Genomic DNA, 26,096 nt, shown 5'->3' on the forward strand with positions numbered 1-26,096 from the left:
TGCGGGTCAGGCCGTCGCGAGCGCGGACAGGACGGCGTGCGTGGATTCGGGGCGGTTGTGCGGTTGGTATTCCAGGCAGGCGTCCCCGAGTGCGGTCAGGACGGGCGGGAACTTGCCGGTCGGCGCGCCGACCGCGCATCCCGGACCGCCGTGACGCGGCATCCGGCCCACGGTCATCTGGTGGATCAGGACGCCCAGGCTGTAGAGGTCGGCCTCGACACCGGCCCGGTCGTAGGCGTCGGCGTATTCGGGTGGCCAGTGGAACTCGTCGGCTTTGCGGTGTGGCCCGGTCGGCTCCGCGTCCAAGGCACGTGCGCACCCCAGGTCCGCGATCACCGCCCCTGCCTCGTCCTTGAGCAGAACGTTCTCCGCGTTCAGGTCGCGGTGAGCGACGCCTGCCCCGTGCAGCGAGGCAAGGCCCTCGGCGATGTCCCGCACCGACCTGACGACGAAGTCCGAGGAGAAGTCCCACGAACAGGACGCACCGGCGGCAGCGAGGGAGCCCCGTGGGTAGTAACGCATCAGGTAATAGGGGATCTCCGCGTCCAGGTCGCCGTCCACGAACTCTGCGACGCAGTCGGCACCGCGCAACTTGCGCAGGACGTCGAACTCGAACGCGAAGGCCTTGCGCCACAGCTCGTGCTGCTCCGGACCGAAACGCTTGTACCAGTAGTAGCCGTACACGCCGGGCGCCTGCTCAGGCTCTGCGGCGTCGATCACGTGGTAGTAGCCGGAAAGTCCTTTTGCGACGGTCTCTGCTCCGGACGGCCCGTTGACGACCGCCAAAGTGCTCAGTCCGGCGAACGCGATCGTCCGCCGAACCTCCAGACCGCATCCGGCGAGAAATCGCGTGAACAGTGCCGCGGGGAGGTTCAGGTCAACCGATGACACTCGTCGCCACCTCTCTGGTGTGGTCGTGCGGAAACAGCTGTTCCAGCTCGGCCAGGACGTCCTCGGCCACCCGCTCGGGATCGCTCTCGTTGTTGTTCACCCGCAGGACTCGCGGGCCGTGCGCGGTGAACAGCTCGCCGGTGAACAGTTCGACGTAGGCGCGGTGCAGCCGCCGCAGGGTGCCGGGCGTCTCGTGGGGCCGCAGGCTCTTGGCTCTGGTGATGGTCCGGTCGCTGGCCACGTCGGGATCGGTGTCGACGAACACCACGACGTCCGGTTCCCGCGTACCCAGCTCGCGGTGGTTCTCGAGCGTCGCGCGTGCCGGAATCCCGTACAGGACCTCGTGGTAGACGGCGTCGCTGTAGATGTACCGATCGGCCAGTACCGCGACCGTGTCGAGCGCCGGTTCGATGTTCTCACGCAGGTGTAGGAGCTTGTCCCTGGCGTAGGCGCGCATGAGCTCGTCCCTGCTGACACCCAGCCGCTGGGTACGCGCCGCGAGGACCACCCGGCCCGCGTCGACGTCCAGCCAGCCATGCTGTCCGACCATGAAACACCGGCGCCCCTTGCTGTTGAGGCCGTCGTGCAGCAGCCCGCGCAGTGTCGACTTGCCGCTGCCGTCGGTGCCTTCGAGTGCGATGAAGGGGAAACGGGCGGGATCAACCATCGGCGAGAGGCTTCCTGATCAGCGCGAGGCTGAGGTCACCGACACCGCCGAGAACCTCCAGCTGAGGCGCGTTCTCACCGAAGTAGTCGTCGCACGCCTTCTTCACACCCGGCAGTCCGTCCCAGGCCCGCGGGTTCGCGTCGAGATCGCAGTAGTCGTCGACCAGGATGACTCCGCCCGGCGCCAGCTTCGGGTACACGTGGGTGAGGCTGGTGGTGATCGAGTCGTAGAAGTCACCGTCGAGGTAGGCGAAACAGATCTCCGGCGGGCACCCGTCCGGCAGCGTCTGCTCGAACCAGCCCTGGTGCACCTCCGGCTGCGGCAGTTCCCAGGCGTCGAAGTTCATCTTCAACTGATCGATCGAAGCGAGGCAGTCGCCCTCCTTCAGGTACGAGTCCAGCACGCCCGGCTGCGGCAGTCCTTCGAAGGAGTCGAACAGGTGCAGTTCCCGTTCGGGTGCCAGGTCCTGGATGATGCGCGCCAGCCACACGCTGGTGAGGCCGGCGTTGCAGCCCAGTTCGACGATCGCGCCGGGCACCTTGTGGATGAGGTTGGTCGACAACGCCCAGTAGATCGCGTTGAGGCGCTCGAAGTCCGTCATCGCGGCGTTCTGGGTCGCCAGCCTGATCGCCATACGTACGCGCATGAGTTGCGTCGTCCTTCCGGGGGTGGGGCAGTTACTCAGGAGACAATGAAGCCGATGATCTTCACCACACGACCGGACACCACAGGTTCGGTGCCGTGGGTGAGCTGTGATCCGTAGACCAGCGCGTCGCCGGCGGCGGGCCGCGCGGTCCATCTGGTTCGCCGCTGTCGGCGGTACCACTCGGAGGACTCGTCGCACTCGTCGCGTACCAGCGGCATTCCGCCGTCGACCTGGCACCACTGCTCCGCGTCGGTCGTCGTCTCCACGAAGAACTCGCCGCCGGTGTACTCGGACTGGTCGGAGAGGCAGATGCTCAGGCCCGCGACTTTGGGGTGTTCGGGGTCCGGATCGTTGTTGCTCAGGTCGATGTGCGGGGTGATGGACTGACCGGCGGTGTAGCTGACGAACGTCCAGTGCGACATGGCTCGTGCTGAAGGGAGGGAGATCTGCAGCGTCTTCAGCGCTCGTTCACCGGCCTGCGCCAGTACGTCCTGCGCCTTCGAGGGCAGCTCGGAGAGCTCGTCCCGGCCTGCCGGTTCGTACACGCGCATCGATTCCAGTGTGGACAGTCCCTCGACGCTGTGGACGGACTCGGTGCGCTGTTCGGCACTGAGCACACCGCCGTGCATCAGTCCGAAGACGTCGGACAGGGCCGCGCGGATCTCGGCGAGGTCTTCAGGCCCGAGGAATCCGGGAATGCTGCCTACGTACAGGGTTTCAGCCACGTGCATGTGCGGGCTCCAGGGTTGTCATGTAGTCGAACGGCGAACCGAAGATGTTCACGGCGCGTCCCGGCTTGGGCCACCAGCAGCGGACGAGCTCCGACAGCAGCGGGAGCTCGTCGTCCTGCGGCGGATCACCGAGTTCGACGACCGCCGAATCCTCGGGCAGCGCCGCCCGTCGCCGGTACTCGGCGCTGACACCGAATGCGAAGGCATCGGCCAGCGCGGTGACGGACGCGCGCGCTGTGCCGAGCCCGTAGACGGAGATCTCGGCGGCGGCCCACATCATGGCCAGCGACCGTGCGGCACCGCTGAGAACGGCCGGCGACAGCTCATCCGCTGAGGCTGCCCACAGGTCTGCTGGCAGCAGGACAGCGCTGTCCGTGCAAGCGTCACGGAATCCTGACGGCAGCGGTTCGACGCCCACCAAACCAGCGCCGAGCTGCAGAATCGGCAGAAGGCCGTGCAGACGAACCTCGGTCAACGCTCGCCGGAAGTTGGCCACCACGTCGACCCTCTGTTCGTCGAAGATCAGGACCGGCCACGGCGTCGATTCCGCGCTGACGTCGAAGGCCTCACGGCGGAACTGTTCGGGGAGGCCGATGACGTCCGGCAGCGCCGAGGTCGACACCGCACTGAGCAGCCGGGCGAACACGCGGTCGGCAGTCCTGGTCGCGTCCAGCCGCGAGACCGTCGCCAGAGAGACCCGTTGTGTTGCGAGCAGGGCGTTCTCGACTTCGCGGTGAGCCTGGATCAGTTGTGGTTCCACGAGCGTCAGGTGCAGGTGCACGACTCGGCCGAGCACCATCCCGGCCCAGTACGGGTCCGGCAGGATCGTGTGTTTCATGTGGACTCCTGCTCTCGCTCAGTTCCGCACGACCACGAACTGGACCGCGTTCGCGGTCGAGGGCTTGTCGCTGTCGGTGAATGCGTGGACCTGGTGCTCGGAACAGATCTCGAGGCCGGTGTCGAGAAAGAGGGACCGCAGGAGGCCAGGGGAGGGAACCCACCACGGATGGCTGAAGTGCAGCCGGCACCCGTCAGCGTTCATGAAGTGCGTGGTGTGGACGAGAACCTGCTGGGTGGAGTCGGATCCCGTGTCCTCGACGGAGGTCAGGACGGCGGTGGACCCATCGGGTAGCACCTGCGCGTCACGTCCGGCCGTTGCGGTGGAAGTTCCAACCGACAGATCGATCAACGCCGAGCCGCCGGGTGACAGCGCGGTCGCCACCGTCGTGAGCAAGCGCGTCGCCTGTTCACGTCCCGCGGTGTTAAGGGCTTCGTACGTGAGCAGAACGGTGTCGGCGGTTCCCTCGCCGGGCACCCAATCACGCACGTCGGCCTTGACGAAACGCGCCGGGGCGTCTGCTCCGGCGGCGCGGCGCGCCACGTCGAGTGCCAACGGGTTGACGTCGACGCCGAGATACGACTTCCACCGAAGTCCTGAGCTTTTCAGGGCGACCAGGTGCCCACCGACCCCGCACATGAGGTCGAGGACGCGGCCGAGGTCCTCGCGGCCGAACAACGCGAGTTCGTGGTGGCACAGCGCGGTGCGTCGTGCCCCGTCATCGGTGTTGGGAGCGATCTGCTGCTGCACGGAGAACGCCGCGAACGTGGTGTCGTCCCGGTACAGGTCTGTGCTGGGAACCGTTCGCACCGCGGCGCAGCCCGCCGATGGCAGCGTGCCGTCCTGAAGGAACGCCGCCACGGCCTCGTGAAGCCGACGGACGCCGGCGGCGCTTCCGCCCACGTAGGACGGACGCTGCTCGTCAACAACGGGCAAATCGACACACCTCCCGGCGTCGGTGTCGGCTCGTGGCGCAGGACACAGTGGATTGACAAATAACGGATACGACAAATGCGCCTTTCGGCGGGCGCGCCACATTGCGGTTCGGACATACTGCCCGAACCGGTATAGGACGTGTGTTGCCCGCTAGTCGCGGGAAGTTTCTGGCGGCAGCCGTGACAAGGCTCTTTGCGTCATCTCATGCCCCCAAACGTCCGGTCCCCAGGTGCCGGATGACGCCATTTAACGTGCCGGGCCGTGGCGTGTCAACGTCGGCATCGGGTGCATGTTCATGTGTATCTCCGGCTTATTTACGGTTGATCACGGACCGTGCTACGGTGCGGAAGCCGATCAACGAGGGGAGGTTCATTTGAACGACAACGTCGATTTCAGCAAGTTTCTCACGGCGCTTCAGGACTTTCGCCGTGACGACGCGGTTGCACGCCCGACGGCTCACACGTCGAGTGTGAATACGCGTGATTGGGAGCGGGTCGAGAAGGCGCTGGTCGCCGGAAACGGCAAGCTCTAACTGTTTGCGGCGGGGTGACCTGCCGCGATCGACAGGTCACCCCGTTGCATCGGGTAATTCGCGTGCACCGCGGTACGTTCTGGACTTTCTGTCCTTCTGGGGGCGTATTTTTGCAGGTGCTTTTTGTGCTGCCATCGCATTCGTGCGGTGGGGACCCGTATTTCCGATCCCGTTGAAGAGGATCGAAGAGTGGAACTGAAGCTGCCATCACCGGCGGACTCGCTCACGGTCGTGCTCAAACTGGCCGGATCCGCCTGCAACATCAACTGCCATTACTGCTACGAGAAACGCAAGCCGTACCCGGACGAGAACTGGCTCAGCCCAGAGACGCTGGGAGGGTTCCTCGCTGCCTGCGGCAACAGGCCGTTGCGCATCGTCCTGCACGGTGGAGAGCCGCTGCTCATCGGGCCGCGCCGCATGCGTGACCTGCTCGTCGTTCTGCGGGCCTACCCGGGTCCCCTTGAGCTGACGATGCAGACGAACGCGATGCTGCTCACCGACACCTGGGTGGACTTGTTCGACGAGTTCTTCCCGGACATCGACATCGGTGTCTCGATCGACGGCCCGCGGTCGGCCAACGCCTACCGGGTCGACTATCGCGATCTCCCCACGTTCGACAAGGTCCTGCGCGGGATCGACCTGCTCAACCGGCGGGGCAAGACGATCGCCCTGTGCGTGACGGTCACCAACCTGCTGCTCGACCAGGCGTCGGAGACGATGGCCATGATCGAGCAGTTCCCGCACGTGCGCGCGGTGCGGCTGAGCCCCTGCCTGGACTACAACGTCACCACGTTGAAGTTCCCGAAGGGCAACGCGGCCTCGTTGACGCTGCTGAACGGAACTGGTCAGGGAGCGGCAGGGTGGGCGACCACCCCGGCGGAGTACGCGCGGTTCGTGGCCGATTGCTTCGACCTGTGGCAGGACAGGTACTTCCAGCGGTTCGTGCTGGAACCCGTGTTCTCGCTGCTCCTGCACTTCGTGGGCAAAGAGGTCACGTTGACGGACTGGTCGTTGATCAAGGAGCCGTTCATCGTCGCCCTCTACCCGGACGGCACGATCGGCGCGTCGGAGGAGATCTCCACGCCTGACGCACGGATCGGCTCGGTCGATTCCGTCACCTCTCTGGACGAGATCCTCCACTTCCAGCGCAACGAGCCGCTTGCGACGGCCATGAAGGACCTCATGGCCGCGTGTTCCTCCTGCTCGCACGCCGCGGTGTGCTCGGGAGGATCACTCGCAGACCGGCTCCGGCTGGTTTCCACAACGTGGGAGGCGGAGTACTGCTCCGCGCGAAAACTGCTGATAGATCACGTGCGAGAAGGATGTGAACGACATGGGCTGGAGCCCCGAGCTGCCGGCTGAGCTCACTGCGCGGGTGGATGACTACCGCGAGGACAAGGTCCGGCGCCTGGACTCGGTGCTGGCGACTCTCCCCGGAGGTGACCGCCACCCGTGGTCCTGTGTCGCCTCCACTGACCTGCCGCTGCGCTACGCACTCGCGCACCACGTGTTCGAAGGCGTGAGCCGCGCCGTACAGCGGGGAGACAGTGGTGCGATCGCGGCCCACCTCGCGCTGCGTTCGAACCAGCACCCGCTACGCGTTCTGTCCACGGCAGCAGGTCCCGTCCTGACCGCACACCCCGCGCGAGAGCTGATGACCAGCGACAAGGCACTCGCCGAAGCGCCGGTCGCCCTCGTCTCGGAGGAGATCTGCGCGACGGCCGACGCGGCCGATCGGGATCTCACCGCGCGGGCGTTGACGACCGCCGTCGAAGCCGGGTTCGGGCAGACCGTGCGGCGCAACACGCGAGTGGTCGTGCTGATCGCCGAGCGCAGGCCCACGGACGACACGATCCGCAGCTGGACCACCAACGCCCTGCCTGCCACGGTGCACCTGGACTACTTCGCCGAACACTTCTACGTGAGCCGCGACCTCATTCACGAGGCCGTGCACACGCAGCTGAACGACCTGTTCGCCGCGTTCGAGGTCACGTTTCCCGAGGAGGCCGGGTATTTCGCGCCGTGGCTGGCCACGCACCGGCCGGCGTTCGGCTTCCTGCACGGGACCTGGGCGTTCTCGCACGTCGCGCTGTTCTGCCGCTGGCTGGCGACCACTGACGCGCCGGCCGACGTGCGTGCGCTGGGCGCGGCCATGGACGCCAAGTACTCCGAGCACATGTACGAGTCGCGGCAGGACTTCGACAGGGCCATCGGCCTGATCGGCGTACCCGCGTTGGCCGACGCGATCGTCCAGTGCCGTGACCAGGTGCTGGAAGGCCACAGCGCGAGGGTGTGAACCCGTGGTCGACCGAACCGCCGCGGCGCAGTCCACCTGGGATCGGATCCAACCGGCGATCGAGTTCGTCGGGGTCACCAGGATTGCCGACCTGACTTGGCTGGATCAGATCGGCATACCCTGCGCCCAGGCGATCCGCCCAGCTTCCCGCACGTTGTCGGTGGCTCAGGGCAAAGGGCTCACACCGCTCGCGGCCGCGTTGTCCGCTGCGATGGAGTCCATCGAGGTCTGGCACGCCGAGAACCTCGGACCGCCGGACTTGGTCGCGACCGTCGGCGAGGTCCGGGACAGCCTCGGATACCCACTCGAGGGCCTGCGGCTGACGAGACGCAACCACTTGAACTCCGGCACCAGGCTGGCGTGGACCGCGGCGTTCGGGCTGCTCACCGGCTCACGCACGCTGCTGCCCACCGCCAGCCTGCGACTGGACAGCACCGTCGAGACAGTGTGGCAGCCAATCAACTTCCAGGTCACGAGCAACGGGCTGGCCAGCGGGATGGACGTCTGGGACGCCACCTTGCACGGCCTCTACGAGGTGGTGGAGCGCGACGCCCTCGCGCACGCGGAGCACGGTGTGTGGGTCAGCCTTGACAGCCTCACCGGGATACCGGCTGAGCTGGCCGAACGGTTCCGCGCGGCTGGCGTGACGCTCGCCGTCGAGGCGCTCGACAGCCCGATCGGGGTGCCTTGTTTCCGGGTCCGGGCGTTCAGCGAGGACTTCCCCGCTGATTTCTGCGGCACCGCTGCGCACGCTGATCCGCACCGCGCCCTGACCACGGCGATGACCGAGGCCGCGCAGGCCAGAATCGCGACGATCACGGGAACTCGCGAGGACCTCGGCGACGACCTGTACCGGAACGGCGACCCCGTGGACCCCGCGCTGGACGGCAGGTTCGCGCAGGCCGGCGAGTTCCGCATCGACCCACTGAATCTGCCTGACGAGCCCGAACGCGCCGCAATCGAACTCGCCGAACGCGTCCGGCGGTGGACAGGTCACCAACCGCTCGTCGTGCACCACACCCGTGCTGACCTCGGCATTCCGGTCGTGCGGGTCGTCTGCCCAGGGATGCGGTGCCCGGACGACTACTGAGGATCCCCATGGCCAGAATGCTGTTGTTCGCGGGCCCCACCCTGCCCGACGCGGCGGAACTCGTCCGCGGGACCGGGGTCGAGGTCCGCCCGCCGGTGTCCGCCGGAGACCTGCTCGCCCTCGACGTTGGCGCAGGTGACGTGGTTGGCATCGTCGACGGCTACTTCCACCAGCGACGCGCCATACCCCACAAGGAGATCATCGAGCTGCTTGGACGCGGCAGCCGCGTCCTGGGATCGTCCAGCATGGGTGCGTTGCGCGCGGCTGAACTGCACACCTTCGGCATGGAGGGCATTGGGCAGGTCTTCGCCGCCTACCACTCATCCAGCCTGCGGGCCGACGACGAGGTGACGCTCCTTCACGGTTCCGCGGACGACGGCTACCTGCACCTGTCCGAGCCGCTGGTCAACATCCGAGCGACCCTTCGGGCCGCGATGGCGGAAGGCATCTGCACCGCCGACGACGTCGATCTGATCGTGGCGTTCCTCGCCGGATTGCCCTATCGGGACCGGAGCTACCAAGTACTGCTGCACCGTACCGACGAGATCGGAATCGACCGGAAACTGCTCGACCGCGTCGTGCGGCGCTGCCGCACGAATCCGATCGATCTCAAGCGGGCCGATGCGCTGGAACTGTTGACCGAGCTCACCAGGGGAATCCCGCTCGAACGCATTGCTCCCACTGCAGTGCCGACGATCTATCTCCACCAGTGGCGTTCCGACCTGAAGGATCCAAAATTACGCGCAGCACATCAGCTGGCTCAGGTGATCGCTCCCGACTATCCCATTTTCTACGAGACCACGGTGTTTCGCTGGTTGGTGGACCAATGCGCCCACGAATGCGGACGGAAAACGAGGAGTCTGACCGATAGGCGAGCATTGCTGGAAGGAGTGGTGGACCACGGCGCACACCGAGGTCTCTACTCACCGGATCTCGACGACCTGGATTTCCTCGCCTCGTGGAGCACTGCCGAGGAGCGCATCCGTGCGACGCAGTCGGAACTGCTCGCTCGGTTCCTGGCCCGCAGCTTCCGGATCCGCCCCGGAATCGTGCACACCGACCTGATCCTGAGCGCGTTTCAACGAACCGACGCGTGTGATCGCACTGGTTCACTGCTTTCCCGCGTCAACGCCGTCAACGAACTCGGTCGCACGCATCGCACCGACTTCGACCACACCCGGATCGCCGTGGACCAGATCATCGGTTGGCTTTCCGTGCGCTGGCGCGTACCGGCTGAAGACATCGAGCTGGCTGCCCACGACCGCGGCTTCGAGTCGATCCCTCAGCTCATCGACGCCGCACGTCCCCTGTACCTGCCGGCACAGTGCGACAACGCGGTGGCGTCGTTCTCCCTGTACTAGGGGTTCATGGGCCGTCTCGCCACAACGGATGGACGTGCTGACCGCCGACGATGGTGATGATCACAGGCTCTCTCCTCGCGAGCGTGCGTGGAATCCGAACATCACCGGGACACGCTGCGAAGGGTCGGCACAAAGGCCGGTCCGCCGCAACCCGCCCTGGAGGCTGCCGGACACCGCGTACCCTGCGGGTACGCGGACCGGTGGCAGGTCTTCGGACTCACGGGCACACAGCACTCGCCTACCGGCCGTCGCTTCCCGCGCTCGCGCGCAGTGCTCGTTGACGGCTTTCGTTCCCGTTCACCGCTGCGGGGCAGTCCCGGATTCGCACCAGGTTCCCTCTTGCCTCGCCCCACCGTCCCCGACGGGGCGAACCACCAGCGCTCTCCAGCCTAGCTCAACGACGGCCTCGGTGCACCGACCAAGATCGTCGATTCGGCGAGTTGCTGATCGAAGGTCACGCGGTGCTCTCCTTCATCGTGACGACGGCGGCGCCGTCGAGTGGGCAGTCGCCGCACGTTCCGCTGGTCGGTGTGCGGTAGAACAGGCAACAGCTGCGGCGAATACCGTTGGGGGACAGCGCGTTCGCCAGTACCGGGGTTGCTATCAGGCGGTCGCCGAGGTCGGTGGGGGCCAGGCGCAGGGCGCCGCGCAGTGCGGCGGCGGCGTTGCCCCACAACAGTCCTTCGGCGACGGGGACCACCGCGCGCAGTCCTTCGCACATCGGCCGGAGGTGTTCGTCGATCATGATGCGCGTCAGCAACGCGGTGAGGTCCGGCGCCGTCCATCCTCCCGGCTCGGGCAGGGACAGTCGGACCGAGGCGTCGTCGTCCAGCTGGTAGCAGAGGCGGTCCAGGTCCGGTACGAGGTTGCCGGTGACCACCGTGCCGAGCGCGATGGACCACAGGCGCGCGGCGAGGCCGAACTGCCATGTGGACGCGGCGACCCGTTGCTCGGTCACACCGAGCCGCAGACCCGTTCGCCGCACGGCTTCGGCGACGGCGTCACGATCGGCGTAGATGGAGTGCAGGGTGCGGCCAGGAGTGTCGCCGACGACGAAGTACGGGCTGAACGCCGAGGCTTGTGCCAGCGCGGCGGCGACATCGGCCGGGTCGGCACGCCGCACGACGGGATCCGATTGGGCCCGCGCCCAGGAGACCACGGCCGCGACGTCCGGCAGGTCGGCGGTCTTCCCGTCGGCGAGGCAGAGGTAACCGTTCGCGGTCTGCCGGATTTCGGCATCGGCCGCGCCACCGGCCGACGGAGTCCAGCCGGTGCGGGTGAGCGCCCGTTCGAGCACCACGCCGTCGGCGCCGAGCACCCGGCACGTCCTGGTCGCGGCCGAGCGGAGGACGAAGGTGCCCGCGGTGAGATCAAACTTCAGTTCGTCGGTGTCGAACGTCGCGGAGATCAGGCCGTCGAGTGCCAGTTGCTCGGGTGGGCCGGTGTGCAGGACGCCGTCCCTGTCGAGCAGCCACACGGCGTCGGCCACGCGCAGTGCGAGCTCCAGTTCGTGCGTGGAGACGACGATGGCGAGGTCGCGTTCGGACGCGAGCTTGCGCAGCAGGCCCGTCAGCGCGACGCGGGAGGGGGCGTCGAGGAACGCGCTGGGCTCGTCGAGCAGCAGCAGGCCCGGTTCCTGGGCGAGCGCGCGGGCGGTGAGCACGCGCTGGCGTTCTCCGTCGGAGAGCTCGCCGACGTCGCGGCCGGCCAGGTGGGTCGCGGCGACTGCGTCGATGGCCCAGTCGACGATGCCGCGGTCGTGCTCGGTGAGCGCGCCGGTGAAGCCGGTGTGCGGATGCCTGCCGAAGCCGACGAGTTCGCGCGCGGTCAGCAGTCCTGGCGAGACCCGGTCGGTGAGCACGACGGCCATCCGCCGGGCGCGGTCGGTGTGCGACAGCCCGTCGAGGTCGGCACCGTCGAGATGCATTACGCCGCCCAGCGAAGGCTGCAAACCCGCCAGGGTCCGCAACAACGTTGATTTGCCGACACCGTTCGGGCCGAGCAGCACGGTCAGTTCACCGCGTTTCGCCTCCGCGTCGAGTCCACTGAGGACGGTGCGCTTGCGGTAGCCGACGGCCAGGTCGCGCAGCAGCAGGCTCATGAGGTGACTCCCTGCAGCGAACGGGCACGGATCAGAATGACGATCACAACGGGGGCGCCGGCCAGCGACGTGATCACGTTGATCGGCAGGACACCGCCTGGTGTCTGGGACGCGACCGCGCACAGCAGTGCGGTCAGCGCCCCGGCCAGCAGCGTCGCCGGGAGCAGCACCCGGTGGTCGGAGGTGCCGAGCAGGCGGCGGGCGACGTGCGGCACCGCGATGCCGAGGAACCCGATCGGGCCGCAGAACGCGGTGACCGCGCCCGCGAGCAGTGACGCGCTGAGCAGCGTGATGATCCGGGCGCGCCGCACGTTGAGTCCCATCGTGCGGGCGTAGTTCTCGCCCAGCAGCAACGCGTTGAGCGGTTTGGCCGACAGCGCGGCGACCAGAAGACCCGCCGCGGTGACACCACCGAACACGGTGAGGTCCGCGCTGGTCGTGCCGGAGAAACTGCCCAGGCCCCAGGAGATGAACTGCTGGGCGCGCTGCGGGTCGGTCCAGGTGAGCAACAGGCTGACCAGCGCGGCGGCGGCCGCCCCGACCATGACGCCGATGACCAGCAGCGTCACCGGCGTGCGGACCACCCTGGCGAGCAGCAGGATCCCGGTCAGCACCACCGCGGCACCGACCGCCGCCGCGGCGACCACACCGAGCCGGCCACCCGCCGCCAGACCCGCGGTGAACCCGCCGGTGCCCACCATGGTCAGCGACACGCCCAGGCTCGCGCCGGAACTGACGCCGAGGGAGAACGGGTCGGCCAGCGGGTTGCGGAACAACGTCTGCATCTGCAGCCCGGCGACGCCGAGCGCGGCGCCGGCCAGCGCCGCCGTGCCCGCGCGGGGCAGCCGGACGGTCTCGATCACCACCGTCCACCGCGGGTCCTGCGGCTCCATGCCGAGCAGCACGCGGACGGTGTCTGCCAGTGGCACGGCGACCGAGCCGACGGTGATCGCCACCGTGAGCGCCACCGCCGTGCCGATCGTCAGCGCGCCGAGAACGAGGGCACGGCGCGCGGTGGTCACCGGGCGACCTGGCGATAGAACGTGGTCTCGTAGCCCGGCATCAACTGGGGGTGGACGATCGCGACCAGGTCGGACAGCACCAGGTCCGGCCGGGTGACACCGCGTTCCCAGTAGTCGTTGCCGCCCTGGGGGCCGACGACCTTGCTGGGCGTCCACACCCGTCCCGTGCCGACCGCGGCGAGCTGTTCGTGCCGCGGGTCGGCGGCGCGCGCGTCGGCCAGCGTCTGCCACGGCGAGTCGACCAGCCAGATGCCGATCGTCCCGGCCTTGGCGTAGACCTCCTCGAAGGACAGTTGCAGGGTGCCGGTGTCCGGCGAGCCGGCCCACGGGTAGGTCGCGCCCGCGTCGCGCAGCAACGTGCTGGCGTAGGAACCACCCGCGGGCATGTTCCACGTGCCCTGCCGCAGCGAACCCGGCAGCACCTCGGCCCTGGGTCGCACGCCGGCGGCCTTGGCGGCGACGGCCTGGTAGTCGCGCTCGATGCGCTCGAACACCTCGCCGGCCTTCTGCTCGTCACCGGTCAGGGCGGCCATCACCTTTAGCCACTCGGCACGCCCCAGCGGCGTGGACTCGAGCCACTCCGCGTTCGCCACCACCGGGATTCCCGTGCCACGCAGGGCGGCGTACTCGGCTTCGTCGGTGCCGCCGGTCATCACCACGTCCGGCTTGCCGACGATCACCTTCTCGGTGTCGATCATGTTGTTCGCGCCGTACTCGGTCACCCTGCCCGCCTCGATCCGGGCCCGCGCGTCCGCGTTGACGACGAAGGACGCGGTGGACACACCGCTGAGGAGATCGAGCCTGCCGAGATCGGCCAGCAGCGGCAGATGCGTGGTCGAACCGGAGTACAGGCTGCGGATCGGGGTCTCGACGACCGTCGCCCCGGCGATGTCGGGACGAGGCGCGCCGCAACGCAGCAGGACGTAGGTCTCCGGCTTGCCGTTCGGGTAGGGCTGGTTGACCGTGAGCACCTGATAGGACTTCTCGTAACGCAACGAGAAGTTCTTGGCGTGCTTGACCGTCGACCTGACCGGGAAGTAGTCGCGGTTCGCGTCGAACTCAGACACGCAGTTCCCGGAGACCGGCGGCGCGGCCGAGGGAGTGCCGCAACCTGCGACAAGCGTGCACAACAGCAGCACGGACAGTACGAGGCGCATGACGAAGCCGCCCTCTCTCGGGGAGATCCGCCCCGGTGGTGAGGAAGCGACGACGTGAGTCTCCTGACTCCCGGATCAACGCTCCTCCCGGCCTTCCCGCCCCTGGCAGGGGCAGTGGCCGTGGCGGGATTCGCTCCCCGGTCACAGTGGCGGGACCGTGCCGGAATCACACCGGCTTCCTCGTCCGTCGTCGCAGTAGTCGCCAGATTGTGGCAACAATGCGAGCCGAAGGAAAGGTGCGGTCGATCACTGGAACCAGCTCGGGGTGGCCACGAGAAAGCAGCGAGGAGTAGACGGGCGAGCGCGACCGCCACGTCCTCCCGCCCTCCCCCGACCTCACCGCGCAGGACCCGGTTGAACCGCTCTCAGGGGGCCTGCGTGGTGAACATCTCGGCGCGGGCGCGTGACACTACACGCGGGTGATCCGGATCGGCCGTCGGCGTGTTGATGGTCGTGAACTTCTGCGCACAGGTCGTTGCCGCGCTTGGTTATGGTCAGTACTTCCCGTGGTCGGTGCCGGCTTTGTTCAGCGGACTGGCCGGACCGGACGCTGGGTCGCCCGGCCTGCTTGGCGTGTCCCTGGTAGCCATCGTCGGAGTGGCGGGAATGGTGGCGACGGCGCTGTGGTGGTGCAACGCCGATCAGGACCGGTGAGCATCGACGCCATTCTCGGCTCGTATCTGCACACTGACCACTCCTGCGCAATGTCGCAGCGCCGGGTCACCTATGGCACCGGGTGATACTGGGAGTCCACGGCGGGTTGTGGAGGACCAGACATGGAACTGCCGGACCGCGAGAAGCAAGCACTGCACGATATCGAGCGGCGTCTCATGGAGGAAGACCCGAAACTCGCCGCCAAGCTCAACCGCGCGGCGCCCAGGGTCCATGTGTCACGCGGAATCCAGGTCGTCATCGGGATGCTGGCCGTCTATGTGGCCGGGCTGATCGCGGTGATGGTCGGCGTGACTCTGTCGTCAGTGGTCCTCATCGTGCTCGGCGGATGCGTGATCGTTGGCATGTTCGCAGTGTTTGCCGTCCGGGTCTGGCGCCGACGCCGCGACTAACCCGCCGACGGCCAGCGGGCCGACTGAGGTTCAACGCGTCCGCATGCCCGCGCGAGACGTGACCAGCGCGGTCATCGGCGCCGGGCCCGCTCAGCCGTTAGCGTGTTCGCACTTCGAACACAGCGGGGAGTGACGCGGTCCGGATGGATGGCTACGGGTTCAACATCGCGCTTGTCGGTGTGTTGGTGCTGGTCAACGCGTTGTTCGCGGGCAGCGAATTGCGTTGATCACTGCTCACCGCAAGGAAGCGTGCGCCGCGGGTATTCTGCACTGATTCTCGCGCTGAGTTCCGCTACGAGTTCACCCTGGGAGCGCCGATCGAGGGCGACGTTGTTGAACGAGACGGTGCTGTCACGCGGTACTTCATCACCGATGGGCTGTTCGTCGCCTACAGCGACAACACGGATTCGTTGTTCGTCCTCGGATGCCAACCGGGCACCACCATCAGCGCGTACGACTACTGGACCACCCTGCACCACCGTGCCTTCCTGGAAGACGGAAGCAAAGTGGGCCATTTTCAGCAGTTCAGGCACGACGGTCGTTCGTGGGTGTGGTCGACTGAGATCATCCGCGACCTAACCGCAGATGGCGACGATGTCACTTGGCGCGCGGTCGTCTGCACAAACGAACCGCGGTCACGTATGTGGGCACCGGTGTACCTCGCGAGATCGCAGCGCTACGACCGCACCACGAGGCGGCATCAGCAGCCGCGGCTCGTGCTCGCGAACTCGGCTTCGACATCGTCGTCGACCGCGTCGATCTATACGAACGCGATGGCTGGACTTGCCAGCTGTGCGATGCTCCGGTCGACCGCGATAAGGCATGGCCTCATCCACTCTCGGTCACCCTCGACCACATCCAGCCGATCGCGCGCGGCGGACATCACTCCGGCGCAAACCTCCAGACTGCGCACTGGGAGTGCAACCTGATCAAGGGCGCGCATTGACGCTTCAGCGGGTGTGTCGCTGGAAGGGGCCGCCGATCGGCCAGTCTTCGGGGAGCCCGAGCGCGGTGCTGGCCGGGGCAGCAGGTGGTTGACGTTCGACCTGGCCGCTTGCGAGGTGCGCTGTCCCCCAGGTCGGGAGTACCGGAGCATCGATCGATCTCGAGTTCGGGCTGCACCACAGGACGGGTGTGTTCTTCGTCCAGTTCCAGGGGCCTGGGTTGTTGACGACCAGGACGCCGCTCACTCGTGAGTGACTGTCGGTGTGAGGAGTTGTCCAGTATCCGTCGGGCAACCTGCGGAGGGCCGATGAGTCACCCGATCTGGTGTACTCGATCGGACGTCCGTACAACGAGTTACCGATGTCGTCGTCCTCCGGGAAGTAGGTCGCTTGCCCGACTGCCACGATGAAAGGCATCGACAGCTCCCCGTACTTCTTGCCCTTCCGTCTGACCGCCTCGAGCACCAGATCGGATCTGAGCGGCTCTTTCATCGGTGGATACATCCCGATCGTCCTGCTTGAGGGGATGCCACGCCTGCCAGGGTCCCGCGGAAACGCCATGAACGAAATGGACCAGTCAGCTTCCTGCCAGGTGTAGCTCGGCAGCGGCCTGTGGCGTTGCATGAGGTCGGCGATAGCGTGATCGGGGTCAAGTTCGGCCAGCCATCGTGTCAGTCCGGCTTTCAGCCGTTTTTGCTGCGGTGCCGTCGATCCAGCTCTGTTGATCGTGACGGACACGCGGAAGTTGGGGCTGGGCAACCTGTCGATGGTGTCGAGCAGGGCAGCTGTCAACGCGTCGTCCGCGCGCTCCGACGTCCAGATCGCCTCGACGACGAACTGTTCATCACCACGGGTCACCAGGAAGTCTGGGGTCTTGCCGCGGCTTCCGAGTGGTCGCTCGATCTCGACTGTGCAGCCGGCGCCGAGCAGCATCTCGTGCAGGTACAGCTCCCACAACGCGGAGGACACGTTGGCGTTGGAGTTCCTATCCAGGAGCCGCTTGCGGAAACCACGCTGTGCGTGCTCCGGGAGGTGGGACCACCACTCGGTGATCACATCCCGCGCCTGGTCCCAGAACGGTCCAGCCATCCGCTCGTAGAACTCCGCGTCTGGCTCGGTACCCCGCTGTGGTGACGAATCCGTCCGGATCCGGTCTGTGTAGACCGCCATGAGCGAGGATCGTAGATCGCCCTGCTGATACTTCTCCAAAGCATTTCCGCGCCTGTACTACCGAGACAGGTTCGTCGGGGGCGTGCTTGTGCTCAGGAGCAGTAGGGTGGGATGAACTCGGGCCATGCTCGTTCACGCTGCCGACACTGGGATCGACTGAAGCTTCACGTTCTGATGGATCGCGCAGCGACCCTCAGCGCCGTGAACCTCCGGCATCGACCAGGCTGCGGAGTTGAGCAGGGTCGTCATCGGACACAAAGCGGTAGCTCTGGGGTGGTTGGAACTTGGCGGTTCCACGCAATACCGAGAGCGGCCAGGGATCCGCCAGCCGATGTGGGAAGCCGACGTGCAACGCTGTGGCCAGGTCAGCGCCGGCGAAGTACTCGTCGTACTCGTGACGGAGCAGCCCACTGTTCTTGCGGTGGCGCCGCCAAATTCTTGCGGGAGTGTCGGTGTCGCGTCCGACGAGCACTGCGGTACCGACGACGGCCATCACCGGTGAACTGGCGTAGAGGATCAGATGGGTGCCGTCTGGAGCGGACAATCTGGTGCGTCGCAGCTCGACGGTCTTCGTGCCATCAAGAATGGCTTCAGCGAAGCGTGGTCGAAGCGACAGCAGGAGTGGGCGCAGGTCAGATGCCCACGCGCTGGGTTCTATTGCTGTCGCCGTCACAGGGGGTGACCTTAGCGGTACATGGCGGCGGACCGGTGGTGCACATGGCCGATTGTGGATCACGTCATCGCTTCGTTGTGTTTCCTGCGGCGTAGATCGCGGCGAAGGTTGCTGGTGGAACGCGGACGGGACCTTGAATCCTCTTCGGGCCTTCCAGCGACTTGAGGATGTCGAGGTACTCAGACCACAGCACCGGGCGACGAAACAGCTCGGTGTAGGACACACGCAACGCTTGTGCGCTGCCACGTTCGCCCGCTGCGCCGCGGACGTCGGAGAGCGTGAAGACGCCGTAGTGGGCGAACTGCGCGTGCAGCTCTTCGGGTGCACCGAACTCGATGGCGTCGAGGAGCGAGGTACCGATGAACCGCGCGGGGCCGGTGTTCGAATCCTGTGTGAGGTACCACAGGACGCGTCCGGGCGCCTTCAGCACGCTGGGGTGGTTGCCGCGGTAGTACACGTGCTCGCGTCCAAGAGCCAGTCTGGTCGACCGTTCGGTGAGTATCGGCGGCTCACCGAGCAGCTCAGCACTCCATCGCGGCTGGATCGCCACTGCGAAGTGGGCAAGGTCGCTGTCGGTGATCTTGGCGGGCCACCACGTTCTCTCGTACTGCGCGGCCGATTCGGGTGCGAGGTGAGGTGGTAGCAGTGCTGCAGGCTCAAGGTCGACCAGTGCGTGTGCGGAGGAAACAGCGGCGCTGATCTGAGCTCCCGTCCCGGCAGCTTGGATCACCCAGGAGTGCCATACGCCGTCGATCCGCTGGTATCCCTCGTGGCTTGCCGCGCGCTCAATTGCCGGCGAGAGGTAGGGGTCCTCGATGCGCACCACGCTGACGTTCTCGTCGCGAGCCGTCACTCGCAACATCCAGAGCAAGTACCGCGCCATGGTGTCGGCGTCGGCGTTGTCCTGCACGCGGAGGAGAGGTGCCCGCAACACATGGCCATCGAGCACTGAGGCATAGCAGCCCACGGGTTTGTCGTTGCCTGCTCGGACGATCGAATGGGACCGCGGCGACCGAGCCAGTGCCTGCAACCGGGCCTTCAGCTCTTGCCGTGTTTCGCCAGCGGCCCTGTCGAGGAAGGCCATGAGCGCTGCCTCGGACTGAGCGTTCGCAAGCTCGGTGCTGAACGAACTCCCGGCAATCACCTGCGGTCGGTAGGCGACGGCGTGTGCGAGTTCGTCGAGCTGGATGACGAGATGGTCCGGATCGATCACTCGAAGACCAGTCAGCTCAGGAACCTGGTTGAGCTGAGCCAACAGAGGTGCGACTTTCGTGCGCAGGCGCTCATCCCAGGTGAGGAAGACACGGATCCGCGCTGCGGCGGTTTCGGCGAGCTGCCACAGGTCCCCGATGTCTTGCGGCGTGAGTTCCCTGTCGGGCTCTGCTGATCGAACGGTCGCGCGCAGGATCTCGTAGAGTTCTTCAGCGCGCTTGGGTGATCCGTGCGGCCGACGGTACCGAGCTGCTGCATCAACCAGTCGGCCCCGGAGTGCAGCCGGATGCCGGTCAAGATCCCGTTCGAGTCCATGCGGAACGACCTTCTCGATCCGGTCCGCCACGTCAGGAGCGAGAAGTACCTGTGATCGATCCGCCTGCGGGTGATCTTTCCGCGTGCGCAGATCCATCAGGATGTTCACGTCGATAGCCACTGCCAGTTCCGTTGGCTCCTCCAGCGGCGTGAACAGGTTGGCGTGCCCGTGATCGAGCCACCACACGGTCATCGCGGCCTGATCTTCACCACGTCCACGTGCACGGCCGAGGTGCTCGAAGCCCAGACCGCGCCATACGCGCTGGATGTCGGCGTAGTCATCCCGGCATTTAGCGCGTACGCCAAGGCGGGCTTGATGTCGTCGGCTCACCTCGTTGACGAGATGCTGGGCCACGCCGCGGTGACGGTAGTCTTTCGCGACGCACAGGTGCACCAGGGTGACCTCGTTGCGAGGGAGGCGGAAAACCGTGTATCCGATCATCTTGCCCTCGTCCAACGCCGCGAGGAGCCAGCCTCTTTGCGCAGCGTCGAAGTATGCGGCCCGCGGTAACAGCCCGAGTGTCTTCCTTGCCGTGTTGCCGAGTTCGACCGCGCGTTCGATCGTTTCGGTGTCTGTACCGGACACGACCTGAATGACCACTTTTGCGGACGTCGACGGCGACATCGTTGCAGTTTGACCCAGGACTGCGGATTCACGACTGTCGATGGTGTTCTCTCACCTGAGAGGCCTACCTGTAGGCGCACAGATGTTCAGGGTGTGATCGGTCGTGCCGAGACCGAGCGAGCAGAGGTGTCGGGGTTCCCGAAGCCGCTGCTCGGCTTCGCCAAGTCCGCGGTGCTCGTCACGATCGGCGTAGTGCCGGCGACCAGATCCTGTGGTATTAGCTGATCGTTGCCAGCTTCCCCGCGACGTCCCAGCCAGATTTGAAGGTCGGCCGCAGCCTCGCCGCCTATGGCGGAGTTTCGTCGCCGCCTCGCTTGCGTGGAGCATGGTGTTGGGCGGGTCCCGGCCGCATTAGTGGGGTTACATCGTGCCGACATCTGTCTGATCGGCGTTGCTGTGTACGCGCCTAGAGGCTGACGCAGGATTTGACCCTCTGACCTCGCCCCTGCTCACGCAGTCAGAGCACCAGGCGGTCGTCCTCGCTGCGTTCGTGCCGCGTCCAGTTCAGCTCAGTGCCTTGGTCGAGGAGGTACTCGGCGCACTGCCAGGTCGAACCCTGGAACTGATTAGCCTCGTGTGGAACGAACGCTGCTGCTGCACATCCGAACTCGGCGTTTCACCAGTTTTGCAGGTATCTGGTGACGGTGGGGGCATCCTTCGTGAGGGCGCTGCGCCAACTGAGCACTCCGCGGTTCTGTAGACGGCCGACGACGACGATTGGATGCACGCCCCGCGCGTTGGCCACCTTGGTCAGCCAGGTCTGGCCGATCCGTTCTGGAGTGGGCGGGAGTGAGCCTGGCAGGGCCCAGTGCGCCGCGAGCTCGTTTGCTTCATCCTCGCGTGCCCTGCCGCGCGGGTTGTCCTCATCCAAGATCACCTCGCCCGCGATGTGGCCGAGCACTATGTGCGCTACTTCGTGCAGAAGTGTGAAGAGCACCTTGTCGAGCCTTTGGCCGCGGCCAGAAAGCCCGATGACGGGCGTGCCGTCGAGGTCGAACGAAGCGCCGTCGATCTTGCTGGAGGGAAAGGCCTCGACGTGCACCAGTCGGACTCCGGCTTCTGCGAACTGGGCTGGCAACTTCGCGAACGCTGCAGGATCTCGCACCTCGTTGCTCAGCCGGCTGGCCAGCGCTTGCAGTCGCTCCCGAGAGTATGGCGCTACGCGCAGTCGCGCGGCCTGACGCCGTACGCACGCGAGCCACGTCAGCTGAGTGGGCGTGACCCGTTCGTCGACGTTGCTTCGTCTCGCGACCATCGCCAGCTGGGGCTCATCGTCGACGTGGTCGATCTCGAGGAGTTCGCACAGTTGATCAGCTTGGTCTTGGATCGTGGTCCCTGTGATCACGCCGCGCTTGCGTAGTACTGCGACCGGAGCCAGCTGGTTCAGTCGGGCTCGGAGGCGGACTTCGTCCAGCTGTCTGCGGGTGCCCTCGTCCTGTGACTGTTTCCATAGGTGGTACTGGTCTTGATAGTTCAGCCAGTACTCGGGGCTCGGGCCCAATGCCGCGGAGATCTGGGCAGCTGACTCTCGGGTGATCTCCTTCTTGCCGGAGATGATCTCCGAGATGACCTGTGCGGGGCGGCCCAGGATGTCGGCGAACTCGGCCTGGGTCCAGCCGCGAGCTTCTATCTCCTCCAGCAGGTGTTCACCCACCGGGAAGGCTTCCGCAGGCCCGGTGTTCATGGCGTTACCTCCCGCGTGTCGGACTCGACGATGACCATCACCGTCACCTCGTCGGTCTTCACGGCATCGAACTCGAGCAACAATCTCGCCCCGTTGGCCAAACGGATCGAGGAATGTGCTTGACCGCGGCCGTTCTCAGTCCTCAGGTCCAGGGACATCACTCGCTGCAGGTCTTTGCTGTCGTTGGCTGCGCGCAGCGACTGGAGTCGTCGTCGGTAGGCCCTGATGACGTCCGGATCCCACGTATCTGGCTGGAAAGCGGCGTCGGCGGCGAGGCGGTGGAGCATCTCGTCGCCGTACCGCACGTGCACGCCGACCTCCGCTCATCACCCCTGGGCCGATGACGACGCCACCGGTGAGTGTGAGCGTAGCGATCGAGCGGGATCCAGTTCGCCAGACGCACCACTCGGTCGAGTGTACTACTCGTATTCGGGTATTCACCCATTGACCGAACACGTGCATACGACATACGGTACCGCTGTTCGAGTCACTCAGTCCGACAAGCGCAAGGAGTGGTCATGACCGCAGACGCCGTTGCCGAAAAGGACACGAAGCACTACGAGGTCGTCGTGAACGGGCGCACCAAGACCGTCACGACCGACGAGTTGACCTTCGATGAGGTCATGGGGCTGGCGTACGACCCGGTTCCGAGCGGGCCGAACTGGGTCTTCACCGTCACCTACCGCCGCGGGCACGGGAACAAGCCGGAGGGCACCCTCGCGCCTGGCGAGAGCGTCAAGGTCAAGAAGGGGATGATCTTCAATGTCACAGCGACTGATAAGTCGTGACCCAGCGCTCAAGCGACTACGGGATGAGGGCTACGACGTCTCGATCATCGACGGGTACCTCGTGGTCGGGCACGTGCCCTATGTGACACCTGAACGTGAGGTCGCCTACGGCGCACTGGCCTGCGCGATCGGTGCCAGCGGCGACGACGTCTTCCCACCGACCGACCACACGATGAGGTTCGTCGGCGAGCAACCCTGCATGAGCAACGGCGCCAGGTACGAGAAGATCATCAACCAGGAGGTCAACGAAACCGTCGCCCCTGGGCTGGTCGCCACCTACTCGTTCTCTTGCAAGCCGCCGTCGGGGCAGTATGCCGACTACCACGAGAAGGTGGCCACCTACATCGCCATCCTCGGCACCGAGGCCCACGTGCTCGACCCGACGGCTACCGCACAGGCATTCCTGCCGGTCACCAGCGACGGGACCGATGGCTCGGTGTTCCACTACATCGACACCGCGTCCAGCCGCGCCGGCATCAACGCCACCAACGACAAGCTCCGCGGCCAGCGCATCGCCATCGTCGGGCTCGGCGGCACCGGCTCCCACATCCTCGACCTGGTCGCCAAGACGTGGGTCGAACAGATCCACCTCTACGACGACGACCTGCTCCAGCAGCACAACGCCTTCCGCACGCCCGGCGCACTCTCCGAGCAGGACCTCAAGTCCGCCAGCACCAAGGTCGCCTTCCTGGCAACCACCTATTCCCGGCTGCGAACCGGCGTCGTGCCGCACGAGTACCGAGTCGACGAGCACAACGTGCACGAGTTGGCCGGCATGGACTTCGTCTTCCTCGCGCTCACCGATGGCGCTGCGAAGAAAATCATCGTCGACGCCCTCGAGCAGTACGACGTTGCGTTTATCGACTGCGGCATGGGCTTGTACAAGGTCGGCGACGCACTGGCCGGTCAGGTCCGCGTCACCACCAGCACGCCCCACCAACGCGAGGACGCCCGCCAGCGGATCTCCTTCGTCGACGGCGAACAGGACGAATACTCGGAGAACATCCAGACCGCCGAGCTGAACTCCCTCAACGCGGATATGGCAGTGATCAAGTGGAAGAAGCTCAACGGCTTCTACCTGGACCTCGACCACGAACACAACACTGTCTATGTACTGGACGGCAACACGATGATCAACGAGGACAAGGACGGCGATGCGGACCACGATCAGTCATGAGTTCGTGGACACGATCCCCGACCACCTCGATGACGGAGTCGTCTACATCAGCATCCCTTACGCGACGGCTGTGCACCGCTGCTGCTGCGGCTGCGGACACGAGGTCGTTACCCCGCTGCACCCGCGTCAGTGGTCCCTGACCTTCGACGGCGAGTCCATCTCCCTGACGCCCTCCATCGGCAACTGGAGCTTTCCGTGCCGATCCCACTACTGGGTCCGTACAGGGCGTGTCCATCGAGCGCACTCCTTTACCGACGCAGAGATCGCTGATCTCCGGATAGATCAACGTGCCGAGCTCCTCGACCACTTCGAGCGACCAGCAGGTTCAGTCCCGGAGGAGGCCGCCCCGCTCGCCGAGAGTTGGTGGAAGCGCCTGGCTCAATGGCTTGGGCGGCGGTTTCGCTGACGCCTGAGGGACAGGTCAAGGTCCACAGTGAATGAATTGGTCAGTGCAGCCAGCCCTTGATGTACCACAAGGGATGAGTGCGGCGATGAACGTGAACACGGTGGTGACCAGGAAGCCGTGCTCCCACGCGAGCGCGGGCATCACGGTGAAGTTCATGCCGTAGAACGTGGCGATCAGCGTCGGAGACAGGAATACCGCGGTGATGATGGTGAAGACCTTGACGATCTGGTTCTGCTTGACGTCCAGCGAGGTCATGATCGACTGCTGGAGATAGCGGACTTTGTCTTGCTCATAGCTCGCGTGTTCCTTCACGCCGTCGATGTCGGCGACGAGGATGTCGACCAGCGGGCCGACGTGCGTGTCGCCGGCGCCGATCTCGGCGCGCAGGTGGCGGGCGGCGCGGGCCAGGAGCAGGTAGGACTGGAACTGGAGACGATTTCCTCGGCCTCGTTCATCCGTTCGATGGTGTCCTGCATGTCGGTGACGCCGATCTCGCGGCCGCGTTGGTCGTATCTGTTGGTGGCCATCGCGATCTCGTCGCTCATCGCCTCGAGTGCGTTGCTGGCGTAGTCGATGACGTGATCGGATGCTTCGTTGAGTGCGTACAGCAGTGCCTAAATGACGCCGTGCGGGGTTTGGGTGAGTTTCGGCGTGCGACGCATCCGGGCGATGGCCTTGTCGGACACGGCGAAGTGCTTGGCGGGCTGCAGGGTGACGAGCTTGTCGTGGCTGAGGGCGAGAACACGACGGCTGCGCGGGTGATGGCGTCGCCGCTGCGGATATTGACCCCGACCGGCAGGTAGACGAAGTCGTCGGTCTCCCACACCCGTCTGGCCGCGGCCGCGAAGTCGACACCGGTCAGCTGCGCCACGCCGGCGAGCGCCTCCTAGTCGTCGGCGGCGGTCAGCTGGCCGGACTCGCGATGGCGGATGCGCTGCGCTGGCCGGTGTCGCTGTGGTCTGGTGCGGTCGTGCTCGCCGGCTTCGCTGGTGCGGCGGTCGGCTTGCTGGCGTCGGTGGGCATCAGCTCGGCGTACAGGTCAGCAGCATCAGCGCGAACATCGCTGCGGACGCGGTGACGACGGGCAGTGCCATGGCGGTGATGCTCGCGATTCCGCTGGAGAGCAGCCTGCGCGTGCGGTTCGGCATCCGGCTGCGCCACCGCAGGCGGTCCAGCCGGATGTCCAGCGCGTCCCTGCTCATCGCGAGCGCGGAGTCGGGAGCGCCATGGCACGACACCCGCAACAGCGCGGCGCGGACGGTGTCGGCGCCGTGGGTGCGCGCGGCGGCCAGGTCGGCGGACATCTCGACGAGCTCACGGATCGAGCTTGCCGCCCGCGTGAACAGGGGGAGGATCGGCAGGGCGGCGGCTACCGCGTCCGCGGCAGCGACCAGCAGGTGATGGCGTCCGTTGAGGTGTGCTCGCTCGTGGTCGAGGACGGCATCGACCTCTTCGGGCGTCAGGTGGCGGCGGAGTCCTTCCGTGGCGACCACGAGACCTGGTTTGCCGGGGAGGCTGAACGCGAGTGGCCGGTCGTGGTCGAGCCACACCGTGGGATGTGCTCCGGGTTCACGTCGTCCGGCGAGGCGCAGCACCGAGCGGTGTTCCTCGCGGGCGTGGGCTCGTTGCCGGGCGCTGCGTGCACCGACGATCGCGAACCGAACGAGCAGAGCGGTCAGCAGAGCGCCGCCGGTGAGGCCGCTGATCACTTCGATCGTGGGTGTAGTGCCGTGGCGCACCGACTCCCAGCAGTTGTGCAGGGTGTCGAGG

General features: G+C 66.2%; 30 protein-coding genes and 2 riboswitches. Of the genes, 13 read left to right on the forward strand and 17 right to left on the reverse strand.

Annotated features, from left to right (window positions below; all coding sequences use genetic code 11):
* Nucleotides 1–6 precede the first annotated feature (6 nt).
* From BLR21_RS38470 to BLR21_RS38490, 6 genes are read right to left on the reverse strand one after another with little or no spacing between them, the layout of a single operon-like run.
* Nucleotides 7–891, reverse strand: a complete 885-nt coding sequence (locus BLR21_RS38470) for a protein kinase family protein (RefSeq protein ID WP_176929991.1) — start codon at nt 889–891, stop codon at nt 7–9.
* Nucleotides 878–1,558, reverse strand: coding sequence for a dTMP kinase (locus BLR21_RS38475; protein ID WP_090014697.1), 681 nt, complete (start codon nt 1,556–1,558; stop codon nt 878–880). The genes BLR21_RS38470 and BLR21_RS38475 overlap by 14 nt, the downstream gene beginning before the upstream one ends.
* On the reverse strand, nt 1,551–2,204 hold the full coding sequence (locus BLR21_RS38480; protein ID WP_176929992.1) for a TylF/MycF/NovP-related O-methyltransferase: 654 nt from the start codon (nt 2,202–2,204) through the stop codon (nt 1,551–1,553). The genes BLR21_RS38475 and BLR21_RS38480 overlap by 8 nt, the downstream gene beginning before the upstream one ends.
* 35 nt (nt 2,205–2,239) lie before the next feature.
* Entirely contained in the window at nt 2,240–2,935 is a 696-nt protein-coding gene (locus tag BLR21_RS42055; RefSeq protein WP_143028069.1) for a phytanoyl-CoA dioxygenase family protein, read from the reverse strand.
* The gene (locus BLR21_RS38485) at nt 2,922–3,773 is read right to left on the reverse strand and encodes a hypothetical protein (RefSeq protein WP_090014701.1); all 852 of its coding nucleotides are present in this window, start codon (nt 3,771–3,773) and stop codon (nt 2,922–2,924) included. Before BLR21_RS38485 ends, BLR21_RS42055 begins: the two co-directional genes overlap by 14 nt.
* Nucleotides 3,774–3,791: 18 nt before the next feature.
* Nucleotides 3,792–4,811, reverse strand: a complete 1,020-nt coding sequence (locus tag BLR21_RS38490) for a class I SAM-dependent methyltransferase (RefSeq protein ID WP_090014703.1) — start codon at nt 4,809–4,811, stop codon at nt 3,792–3,794.
* A 271-nt stretch (nt 4,812–5,082) separates the two neighbouring features.
* Here BLR21_RS38490 and BLR21_RS42945 point away from each other — a divergent pair, with 271 nt between their 5' ends.
* The 5 genes from BLR21_RS42945 to BLR21_RS38510 all read left to right on the forward strand — a co-directional run bounded on the left by BLR21_RS42945 (nt 5,083) and on the right by BLR21_RS38510 (nt 9,988).
* Complete coding sequence (locus BLR21_RS42945; protein ID WP_176929993.1) at nt 5,083–5,241, forward strand: hypothetical protein; 159 nt, start codon at nt 5,083–5,085, stop codon at nt 5,239–5,241.
* A 189-nt stretch (nt 5,242–5,430) separates the two neighbouring features.
* Entirely contained in the window at nt 5,431–6,603 is a 1,173-nt protein-coding gene (locus BLR21_RS38495) for a radical SAM protein (RefSeq protein ID WP_176929994.1), read from the forward strand.
* Complete coding sequence (locus tag BLR21_RS38500; protein ID WP_090014706.1) at nt 6,575–7,537, forward strand: aKG-HExxH-type peptide beta-hydroxylase; 963 nt, start codon at nt 6,575–6,577, stop codon at nt 7,535–7,537. Before BLR21_RS38495 ends, BLR21_RS38500 begins: the two co-directional genes overlap by 29 nt.
* Before the next feature lie 4 nt (nt 7,538–7,541).
* Nucleotides 7,542–8,627 carry a YcaO-like family protein gene (locus BLR21_RS38505; RefSeq protein WP_176929995.1) on the forward strand — a complete coding sequence of 362 codons (1,086 nt, stop codon included), beginning with the start codon at nt 7,542–7,544 and terminating at the stop codon, nt 8,625–8,627.
* A gap of 8 nt (nt 8,628–8,635) precedes the next feature.
* Nucleotides 8,636–9,988, forward strand: a complete 1,353-nt coding sequence (locus BLR21_RS38510) for a TfuA-like protein (protein ID WP_090014709.1) — start codon at nt 8,636–8,638, stop codon at nt 9,986–9,988.
* 185 nt (nt 9,989–10,173) lie between these two features.
* Nucleotides 10,174–10,379, reverse strand: a riboswitch (cobalamin riboswitch).
* A 63-nt stretch (nt 10,380–10,442) separates the two neighbouring features.
* On the opposite strand, the gene BLR21_RS38515 is transcribed toward BLR21_RS38510, so the two are convergent.
* From BLR21_RS38515 to BLR21_RS38525, 3 genes are read right to left on the reverse strand one after another with little or no spacing between them, the layout of a single operon-like run.
* Nucleotides 10,443–12,089 (reverse strand): ATP-binding cassette domain-containing protein, encoded by a 1,647-nt coding sequence (locus BLR21_RS38515; protein WP_090014711.1) that lies wholly within the window; start codon nt 12,087–12,089, stop codon nt 10,443–10,445.
* Nucleotides 12,086–13,111, reverse strand: coding sequence for a FecCD family ABC transporter permease (locus BLR21_RS38520; RefSeq protein ID WP_090014713.1), 1,026 nt, complete (start codon nt 13,109–13,111; stop codon nt 12,086–12,088). The genes BLR21_RS38515 and BLR21_RS38520 overlap by 4 nt, the downstream gene beginning before the upstream one ends.
* Nucleotides 13,108–14,178, reverse strand: a complete 1,071-nt coding sequence (locus tag BLR21_RS38525; protein ID WP_218131092.1) for an ABC transporter substrate-binding protein — start codon at nt 14,176–14,178, stop codon at nt 13,108–13,110. The genes BLR21_RS38520 and BLR21_RS38525 overlap by 4 nt, the downstream gene beginning before the upstream one ends.
* A gap of 126 nt (nt 14,179–14,304) precedes the next feature.
* A riboswitch (cobalamin riboswitch) is annotated at nt 14,305–14,493 on the reverse strand.
* A gap of 216 nt (nt 14,494–14,709) precedes the next feature.
* On the opposite strand from BLR21_RS38525, the gene BLR21_RS38530 reads away from it, so the two are divergent.
* Nucleotides 14,710–14,922: a hypothetical protein gene (locus BLR21_RS38530; RefSeq protein WP_090014717.1), complete on the forward strand. Its 213-nt coding sequence runs from the start codon at nt 14,710–14,712 to the stop codon at nt 14,920–14,922.
* A 122-nt stretch (nt 14,923–15,044) separates the two neighbouring features.
* Nucleotides 15,045–15,332 (forward strand): DUF3040 domain-containing protein, encoded by a 288-nt coding sequence (locus BLR21_RS38535; protein ID WP_090014719.1) that lies wholly within the window; start codon nt 15,045–15,047, stop codon nt 15,330–15,332.
* A gap of 227 nt (nt 15,333–15,559) precedes the next feature.
* Here BLR21_RS38535 and BLR21_RS42060 read toward each other — a convergent pair whose 3' ends face one another.
* Nucleotides 15,560–15,865 carry a hypothetical protein gene (locus BLR21_RS42060; protein ID WP_143028070.1) on the reverse strand — a complete coding sequence of 102 codons (306 nt, stop codon included), beginning with the start codon at nt 15,863–15,865 and terminating at the stop codon, nt 15,560–15,562.
* A 68-nt stretch (nt 15,866–15,933) separates the two neighbouring features.
* Here BLR21_RS42060 and BLR21_RS38540 point away from each other — a divergent pair, with 68 nt between their 5' ends.
* On the forward strand, nt 15,934–16,278 hold the full coding sequence (locus BLR21_RS38540; RefSeq protein WP_090014721.1) for an HNH endonuclease: 345 nt from the start codon (nt 15,934–15,936) through the stop codon (nt 16,276–16,278).
* 4 nt (nt 16,279–16,282) lie between these two features.
* Here the strand turns inward: BLR21_RS38540 and BLR21_RS38545 are convergent, their stop codons facing one another.
* The 3 genes from BLR21_RS38545 to BLR21_RS38555 form a co-directional block, all read right to left on the reverse strand.
* A complete protein-coding gene (locus BLR21_RS38545) occupies nt 16,283–17,485 on the reverse strand; it encodes a hypothetical protein (RefSeq protein ID WP_218131093.1) in 1,203 nt (400 codons plus the stop codon).
* A gap of 154 nt (nt 17,486–17,639) precedes the next feature.
* On the reverse strand, nt 17,640–18,119 hold the full coding sequence (locus BLR21_RS38550; protein WP_218131094.1) for an ASCH domain-containing protein: 480 nt from the start codon (nt 18,117–18,119) through the stop codon (nt 17,640–17,642).
* Nucleotides 18,120–18,183: 64 nt separating this feature from the next.
* A complete protein-coding gene (locus tag BLR21_RS38555; RefSeq protein WP_090014723.1) occupies nt 18,184–20,271 on the reverse strand; it encodes a GNAT family N-acetyltransferase in 2,088 nt (695 codons plus the stop codon).
* 93 nt (nt 20,272–20,364) lie between these two features.
* On the opposite strand from BLR21_RS38555, the gene BLR21_RS44255 reads away from it, so the two are divergent.
* A complete protein-coding gene (locus BLR21_RS44255; RefSeq protein ID WP_256335210.1) occupies nt 20,365–20,496 on the forward strand; it encodes a hypothetical protein in 132 nt (43 codons plus the stop codon).
* Between the two features lie 391 nt (nt 20,497–20,887).
* Here BLR21_RS44255 and BLR21_RS38560 read toward each other — a convergent pair whose 3' ends face one another.
* Both BLR21_RS38560 and BLR21_RS38565 read right to left on the reverse strand, forming a co-directional pair.
* Entirely contained in the window at nt 20,888–21,955 is a 1,068-nt protein-coding gene (locus BLR21_RS38560) for a HigA family addiction module antitoxin (RefSeq protein WP_030482237.1), read from the reverse strand.
* Entirely contained in the window at nt 21,952–22,266 is a 315-nt protein-coding gene (locus BLR21_RS38565; protein WP_090014725.1) for a type II toxin-antitoxin system RelE/ParE family toxin, read from the reverse strand. Before BLR21_RS38565 ends, BLR21_RS38560 begins: the two co-directional genes overlap by 4 nt.
* A gap of 207 nt (nt 22,267–22,473) precedes the next feature.
* Between BLR21_RS38565 and BLR21_RS38570 the strand changes: the two genes are divergently transcribed.
* The 3 genes from BLR21_RS38570 to BLR21_RS44780 are packed head-to-tail and all read left to right on the forward strand — an operon-like array spanning nt 22,474 to nt 24,326.
* Entirely contained in the window at nt 22,474–22,743 is a 270-nt protein-coding gene (locus BLR21_RS38570) for a multiubiquitin domain-containing protein (RefSeq protein WP_090014746.1), read from the forward strand.
* Nucleotides 22,718–23,920: a ThiF family adenylyltransferase gene (locus BLR21_RS38575; protein ID WP_090014728.1), complete on the forward strand. Its 1,203-nt coding sequence runs from the start codon at nt 22,718–22,720 to the stop codon at nt 23,918–23,920. Before BLR21_RS38570 ends, BLR21_RS38575 begins: the two co-directional genes overlap by 26 nt.
* Nucleotides 23,898–24,326: a ubiquitination-like system serine protease family protein gene (locus BLR21_RS44780; protein WP_090014730.1), complete on the forward strand. Its 429-nt coding sequence runs from the start codon at nt 23,898–23,900 to the stop codon at nt 24,324–24,326. The genes BLR21_RS38575 and BLR21_RS44780 overlap by 23 nt, the downstream gene beginning before the upstream one ends.
* Before the next feature lie 15 nt (nt 24,327–24,341).
* Here BLR21_RS44780 and BLR21_RS44260 read toward each other — a convergent pair whose 3' ends face one another.
* Nucleotides 24,342–24,740 (reverse strand): CorA family divalent cation transporter, encoded by a 399-nt coding sequence (locus BLR21_RS44260; protein ID WP_256335211.1) that lies wholly within the window; start codon nt 24,738–24,740, stop codon nt 24,342–24,344.
* Here BLR21_RS44260 and BLR21_RS44265 point away from each other — a divergent pair.
* The gene (locus tag BLR21_RS44265) at nt 24,627–24,896 is read left to right on the forward strand and encodes a hypothetical protein (protein WP_176929985.1); all 270 of its coding nucleotides are present in this window, start codon (nt 24,627–24,629) and stop codon (nt 24,894–24,896) included. The two genes, BLR21_RS44260 and BLR21_RS44265, sit on opposite strands and share 114 nt — an antisense overlap.
* A gap of 452 nt (nt 24,897–25,348) precedes the next feature.
* Here the strand turns inward: BLR21_RS44265 and BLR21_RS38590 are convergent.
* Nucleotides 25,349–26,096, reverse strand: a 748-nt coding sequence (locus tag BLR21_RS38590; protein WP_090014732.1) for a M56 family metallopeptidase, incomplete at its 5' end; no start/stop codon positions are given.

Source organism: Lentzea albidocapillata subsp. violacea, from assembly GCF_900100275.1.
Taxonomy (GTDB): domain Bacteria; phylum Actinomycetota; class Actinomycetes; order Mycobacteriales; family Pseudonocardiaceae; genus Lentzea; species Lentzea violacea.